We start from the raw sequence: 561 nt of genomic DNA, 5'->3' as shown, positions 1-561 counted from the left end.
CGTGTTGATCCCGGTGCGGTCGCAATGGCGGCAAGCGTACTTGAACCGAACATTCTGCAGGACCTTTGCTTTGACCTCGATATGGAGCTGCTCGGTAACAGCCTCACCCATGCGATGCATTTGACCATGGCAGCACGGACAAGCCTTCTGATCCTCGGGAAGGTCATATTCGACCCGCTCGCGTGGCAGATCTTCCGGCAGAGGTCTGCGGCCCCGCTTCTTTCCCGCGGTCCTGTCGAGCGCTGGCAGGCCTGTATCAGGGAGATCGATGGCAGCATCGCCGTCGTCACTGCCATCTTCGTCCGCAGCAATTTCGGCTTCGTTGAACAGGCGATCAATATGCTTTTCGCTGCGCGGTGCAAAACGATGCAGCTTTGCGAGTGCCAGTTCCTCTTCGAGCTTGACGACGCGGCGCGAGAGCGCTTCCTTCTCGCTTTCAGCGCAGTAATTTCGGCGGCATTTGCCGCCAACTGCGCCATCAGCACTGCAACATCAGGTTCACCGGCTCTGTTCATCACAGTTTTGAATCTGAACCGCCCGGCCGCGTCAACTGCTCAGATC

The 561-nt window shown here is 58.1% G+C and carries 1 pseudogene; it reads right to left on the bottom strand.

Going from position 1 to position 561, the window contains the following annotated elements:
* Positions 1–515, bottom strand: a pseudogene (locus ACQZ51_RS23650) (transposase domain-containing protein); the annotation flags it as partial.
* Positions 516–561: the final 46 nt, after the last annotated feature.

The sequence above is a fragment of the Agrobacterium sp. CG674 genome (genome assembly GCF_053521645.1).
The sequence above is the reverse complement of the archived record's forward strand: the minus strand, read 5'-3'. Positions and strand labels throughout refer to the sequence as shown.